At 69.5% G+C, this 5,449-nt stretch carries 5 protein-coding genes; 3 read left to right on the top strand and 2 right to left on the bottom strand.

Features of this window, described 5'->3' with window-relative positions; translation table 11 throughout:
* The coding region (locus ADBZ6I_RS15760) for a cytochrome c oxidase assembly protein (protein WP_526385474.1) at positions 1–1,511 on the bottom strand (1,511 nt) is incomplete at its 3' end.
* A 101-nt stretch (positions 1,512–1,612) separates the two neighbouring features.
* Here ADBZ6I_RS15760 and ADBZ6I_RS15755 point away from each other — a divergent pair.
* Positions 1,613–2,275: a DUF5134 domain-containing protein gene (locus tag ADBZ6I_RS15755; protein ID WP_526385472.1), complete on the top strand. Its 663-nt coding sequence runs from the start codon at positions 1,613–1,615 to the stop codon at positions 2,273–2,275.
* 3 nt (positions 2,276–2,278) lie between these two features.
* Here ADBZ6I_RS15755 and ADBZ6I_RS15750 read toward each other — a convergent pair whose 3' ends face one another.
* Entirely contained in the window at positions 2,279–2,983 is a 705-nt protein-coding gene (locus ADBZ6I_RS15750) for a zf-HC2 domain-containing protein (protein WP_526385476.1), read from the bottom strand.
* 122 nt (positions 2,984–3,105) lie between these two features.
* Between ADBZ6I_RS15750 and ADBZ6I_RS15745 the strand changes: the two genes are divergently transcribed.
* On the top strand, positions 3,106–3,588 hold the full coding sequence (locus ADBZ6I_RS15745) for a DUF4395 family protein (protein WP_526385470.1): 483 nt from the start codon (positions 3,106–3,108) through the stop codon (positions 3,586–3,588).
* Between the two features lie 391 nt (positions 3,589–3,979).
* On the top strand, positions 3,980–5,395 hold the full coding sequence (locus tag ADBZ6I_RS15740) for a GTP-binding protein (RefSeq protein ID WP_526385468.1): 1,416 nt from the start codon (positions 3,980–3,982) through the stop codon (positions 5,393–5,395).
* Positions 5,396–5,449 lie beyond the last annotated feature (54 nt).

The raw sequence follows: 5,449 nt of genomic DNA, 5'->3' as shown, positions 1-5,449 counted from the left end.
GCCATGAACTCATGGCCCCAGTGGTAGCGGATCAGGGTGTCGAAGACTGCGGTGAAGTACACCGCATACAGCGAGCCGATGAACAGCACGAACGCCGTCACCGGGCTGGAGAGGAACCCGGTGATCGGGGAGTGGATGAACCGGGTGATCCACTCCCGCGGACCGGGCGGGTTGCCTGGGCCGGCTGTGGGCAGCACCCGCAGCGCCAGCGTGACCGGTGCGCCGAGAACCAGCAGCACTGGCGCGAACATGTTGAGCGTCATGTGCTCGACCATGTGCATGCTGAACATCGCCGATCCGTAGGACCGCATGCCCGAACTGGTGGCCAGCACCACCGCGGCGCACCCGGCCAGCCAGCCGACGGTGCGGCCCACCGGCCAGCGGTCGCCGCGCCGGCGCAATTTGGCCACCGCCAACAGGTATCCGCCGGCAAGGACAAGGGCTCCTGCGCCGAGGAAGACGTCGAAACGCCAGAACGTCGCCAACCGCCACGCGGTCGGGGCGCCGGGCAGTTGATAGCCCAACAGGATGTCCCACACCGTCGGTTTCGTGGCCAGCAGCAGTGGAGCGGTCTGCACGGCCATCAACGCCAGTGCCGCCAGGGTTGCCATCGCCGCCAGTACGCCGGCGGGACCGGGTGTGCGGTGGGTCCGCAACGAGTTCGCATCGACGGCGAGGGTCGCCAGTAGCAGCGCAGCGGCCATCAATGCCAGCCGGCCGTACCCCGAAGCCAAATCGGCTGTGCCGACCCGCAACACGGTCAGCAGTGCCCCGTAGACCGCGGCGACGGCCGCTGCGGTCAGCGTGACGATCGTTACCCGGCGTCGCAGCGCGGCATCAGGCGGTGCCACCGCCGCCACGATCTTGATCCCAGCCCACACCGAGACGGCGAGGGCGAACACGATCATCGCACCGGTGGTGTAATCGTGATCGGGTCCCTGACCCGCGTCGCCGGTGACCGGAGCCGCCACAACACCCACGATCGCCGGAATCATCAGCGGCACATGCCATTCCCACCGCAAAACCAGCCGTGAGGCGCCGCTGAGCGCCGCGGCGCAGACCGCCGTCGCAACCCATCCGCGTGCACTTTCCGATGCGCCCAACGCAGAGGGGAACATACCGCTGCTGAGCACCCGTGGCGTCGACACACCGGAGTCGGCGGCCGCCTGAACCACCACCATGACCGACGCGGCGATCATCCAGATCACCGAGAGCCGTTCGACCACCCGGTGGACCCGGAACGCGGCGGCGTCGATGACTCCCCGCTCGTCGGGCCGTGCGGTGATCAGCACGAGAACCAGCCCACCCAGGCAGGCGGCGCCGGCGACCGCGGCGGTGAAATAACCGACAGTCCGGGCGAGGGCCGTCGGCGCGGTCGGGGTCAGTACCGCCAGCGCATAGGCCGCGACGGCGCCCACGGCGACGGCGAAACCGGCCAGCAGCAGCCAGCCGGTGCGTGAACGGGTCGGTTCGGGATGCGTGGACGTGGTGGGCTCCAATCCGGTTTCCATCGATGATTCCAGAACCGCCTAAGCTCCTGCGGCGGCGCCCGGAACTTTCCACGCGCCGCGGTCGACCTATTGCCTGTGACGATTACAGCGGGAGCAGCACGATGATCCAGGATGTCGGGCTTCGGTGGTTGGTCACGCTGCTGTTCGGGTTCAGCGCGGCGGTCTGCGTGCGGGGCATGGTGGCAGGCAGGCACTCGCCGGCCAGTCTGATCAGCCACTCGTTGCACGCCCTGATGGCGATTGCGATGGCGGTGATGGCCTGGCCGCGTGGTGCCGATCTCCCCGCGCGCGCCCCGATGATCTTTTTCGCCCTCGCCGCGGTGTGGTTCGTGGCCATCACGATCACCGGCCGTGTCCACCGGGGAGCTAACGGCTACCACGCGCTGATGATGATGGCGATGGCGTGGATGTATGCCGCCATGGGCGGTCTGGCGCTGCCGAAGGGGTCGGCGGAGTCGGGGCACGATATGGACATGGACATGCCGGCGACGTCTGGACACGCCGGACATGCCGGTCACGCCGGCCATGCCGGGCACGGATCGCAGGTCGCCGCCGGCCACACCGGGACGGACGCCGCATCGTGGATTGGCGGACTCAACTGGGTGTGCGCAGTCGGCTTCGGGGTGGCTGCGGCGTTCTGGTTCTACCGTTTCGTCACCAGTCGTCTGCAGCCGGCATCAGGGACGCCGGGGCAGAGTCTGGGCATTCTGTGCCAGTTCGCGATGGCGGCCGGAATGGCGATCATGTTCGCGGTGATGCTCTGAAAATCAGGCCGCCGAGTCGTCGGTCGGCCGTAAATGGCTGCGTCGACGGCCCAGGGAGGCGTTCCGCGGCAGCACGATGTCATCGGGGGCCGCAGTCCGGTCCGGTGAGTGCCGGTCCGGGCGATCGGTGCGCCACACCAACCACGCCAGCGCGGCCCCGGCCAGCACCGGGACATGGGTCAGGGCGCGATCGAAGGTGACCCGCCCGGCGGCGGCGTCGACGCCGACGTACACGGCCAGTACCGCAGCGAAGGCGGCCAGCACCCACGCCAACCCTCCCGCGACCGTGGGCCGTATCGCCGCGACCACCATCACCACACCCAGAGCCGCCGACCATGCCGTGGACTCGTTGAGTATGTGTCCGCCCATCGCCGCGTGCTCGACTCCAAGGTGGAATCCGAGGCCCTGGGTGATCGCCAACAGCAGCTGGACGACCCCCACCCCGCCCAACGCCCAGCGTCGCCACGACGCCGAGACCGAGACCGAATCCAGGCGCCGGGCCGGCTCCTGGGGCAGCGGCCGGACCGCGGCGACCTGGGAGCGCCCGGCGAGCCGCCGTAGTAGCTGGGTCTGTTCCACGGCCGCGGCCTGCCAGTCTCGGCAGGAGGCGCAGGTCACCAGATGCTCGTCCACTCGCGCGGCGGGGATGGGTTCGCGCTCACCGTCGATCCGAGCCGACAGCGCCTCCCGCGCGGTGTCGCAGTCCATGCACCAATAGTCGCGCACCGCGGCGAGTTTGTTCCAGACATCCGGAACCGGACCGCACTGCGATCCGACTAACTCCTGTGAAAGCACACGAAGAGCGCACACGATTAGACGAAGGAGTCGGGATGTCTACAGACCTGTCGACAGTCGCACCCGCCCAGGTTGACGCCCGGGTGATCCGCTTTACCGCCATTGTCACCGCGACCGTGCTGGCCACCGTTGTGATCGTCGCGAACTTCCATGTTCACGCGGCAGCGGTTGTGTTGGCCTTGCAGGCAGTGGCCTTCGGGATCGGCGCCCTGTGGGGACCTGGCAGGCACCCCTATGCGGTGGCCTATCAGAAGCTGATTGCGCCGCGAGTCGGGCCTCCGACGGCGCGTGACTACGTCGAGCAGGTGCGCTTCGCGCAAGTGATCGGATTCATCGTCTGCAGCGCGGGTGTCGCCGGTTTCGCTTTCGGGGCGCCGATGGTCGGTGTAATCGCCACCGGTTTCGGCCTTTTCGCGGCGCTCATGCGGGCGGTGTTCGGAGTCTGCCTCAGCCGCGGGCCCTACATGCTGGTGTCCATGCTGCGCGGCAAAGTCCCCGTCTGCTGCCAGAACAAGTAGGGAACTTTTACCATCGCGCTCGCGACTAAGACGGTGTCCCACTAGGGGACATTTGAAATTTGAAAGGAACACGCGGATGTCCGGAATTCTTGTTGGCCGTGTTGGCGCTTTGGCCGTCGCGCTCGGGGTGGGTCTTTCCATCGCCGTGCCCTTCTCGGCGGTGGCTGATTCGGAAGGGGCGTCTTCTGCTGAGGCGACGGCCGATCGGAATTCGAAGGGTGCCGCTGAGGCCAACCGGACGCGGGGGAGTAAGCCGAGTCGGGATGCCATCGGCCCGGGGACTCGCGCCAAGGATGCGCCCGCACCGGCTCTGAGCGAGCCTGAGGACGACGGCATGCCGGCGGGCGACCCGACGCCGCCCAAGGCGGCTTCGGCCGCAAGCGTGCGAACGGTGGATCCCATCGAAATCGCTGCTTTCGCAACGGTTCCAGCCCAGGTAGCGCCGGCCGCGCCCAAGGCGGCGGCGGTCGGCCCGAACCTGCGGCTGTTCGGCGATGGCACGGCCGACAGTCCGGATGCGGGCATCCTGTTCGGCAACGGATACAGCTACACCGGCTACGCCGGCGCCTGCGCCATAGGTGCCTGCAATGGCGGCAAGGGCGGACTGATCGGCAACGGCGGCAACGGATTCAACGGCGGCGCCGGCGGTGCCGCAGGCTGGTTCGGAAGCGGCGGCAGCGGCGGTAATGCCGTGACGGCGGGTCTGGTCGGCGGGGACGGCGGGCGTGGCGGCCTGTTCTTCGGCAATGGCGGCAAGGGCGGTAACGGCGCCGCCGCAAGCGGGATGATGACCAACGGCGGCGCTGGTGGCCGAGGCGGCATGGCGGGATCGATGATCATGCTCGGCGAACTCGGCGGTCTGCCGACCAGCTTCTTCGGCAACGGCGGACAGGGTGGCGACGGGGGCAGCGCCGTCATGGGTACCGCCGGTGCGGGCGGCCGCGGCGGTATGGCCGCCGTCATCGGTGACGGTGGCGCCGGTGGCACCGGCGGAGACATCGAGGGGATGGGTGGCGGCACCGCCGGAAACGGTGGCAACGGCGGCATGGCCGGGTGGCTGACCGGCAACGGCGGCAATGGCGGCAATGGCGGCAACGTCGCCGGCATCAACGGCGGCAAGGCCGGCAACGGCGGCAACGGCGCGATGGGGATGCTGATCTTCAGTCCCGGCGGTAACGGTGGCAACGGCGGCAGCTTCGGGACCGGTGTCATCGGCAGCGTCACCGGCGGTAACGGCGGCAATGGCGGTCCGGGTGCCTGGTCGATGATCGGGTCGGGGGGTGCAGGCGGGAACGGCGGCGCCGGGCTGCGGATGGGCAACGGCGGCGACGGCGGCCGCGGCGGCAACGGCGTCGGGATGACCAGCGGCGGTCCCGGCGGCAGCGGTGGCGAGGCGGGCAGCATGAATGCCCGGGGCGGCGCCGGTGGCGGCGGCGGCACCGCCGGGGTGTTCGGCAACGGCGGCGATGGCGGTGTTGGCGGGGCATCCGAATTCGGCGCCGGCGGCCGCGGCGGCGACGGTGGTGGATCGGTCTTCATGGGCAACGCCGGCAACGGCGGCAACGCTGGGCCTGGTGCGGCCCCCGCCAACGGCGGCAACGGCGGCCAAGCCACCCCCATCTTCGGTAACGGCGGTAACGGCGGCAACGGAACCGGCGGCGGCTGCGGCGGCACAGGCGGTATGGGTGCGATGTTCCTCAGCGACATGGGCATGAGTGGAACCCCGATGTGTGGCGGCGGCGGCGGTATGGGCGGGGGCGGCATGGGTGGCGGCATGCACGGTATGGCCGCGACGGTGGCTCCGTAGCGCAATGGCTCTCGGCGACATGACATCCCGCGAATGGCCCGGCCTTGGGCGGAG

This window comes from Mycobacterium sp., assembly GCF_044342925.1.
Taxonomy (GTDB): domain Bacteria; phylum Actinomycetota; class Actinomycetes; order Mycobacteriales; family Mycobacteriaceae; genus Mycobacterium.
This window is presented reverse-complemented; position numbering and strand designations above follow the sequence as displayed.

Bases quoted from the DNA above. Each gene is read 5' to 3' on its own strand.
- ADBZ6I_RS15755 (WP_526385472.1), top strand. From the start codon at position 1,613: ATGATCCAGGATGTCGGGCTTCGGTGGTTGGTCACGCTGCTGTTCGGG.
- ADBZ6I_RS15750 (WP_526385476.1), bottom strand. From the start codon at position 2,983: ATGGACTGCGACACCGCGCGGGAGGCGCTGTCGGCTCGGATCGACGGT.
- ADBZ6I_RS15745 (WP_526385470.1), top strand. From the start codon at position 3,106: ATGTCTACAGACCTGTCGACAGTCGCACCCGCCCAGGTTGACGCCCGG.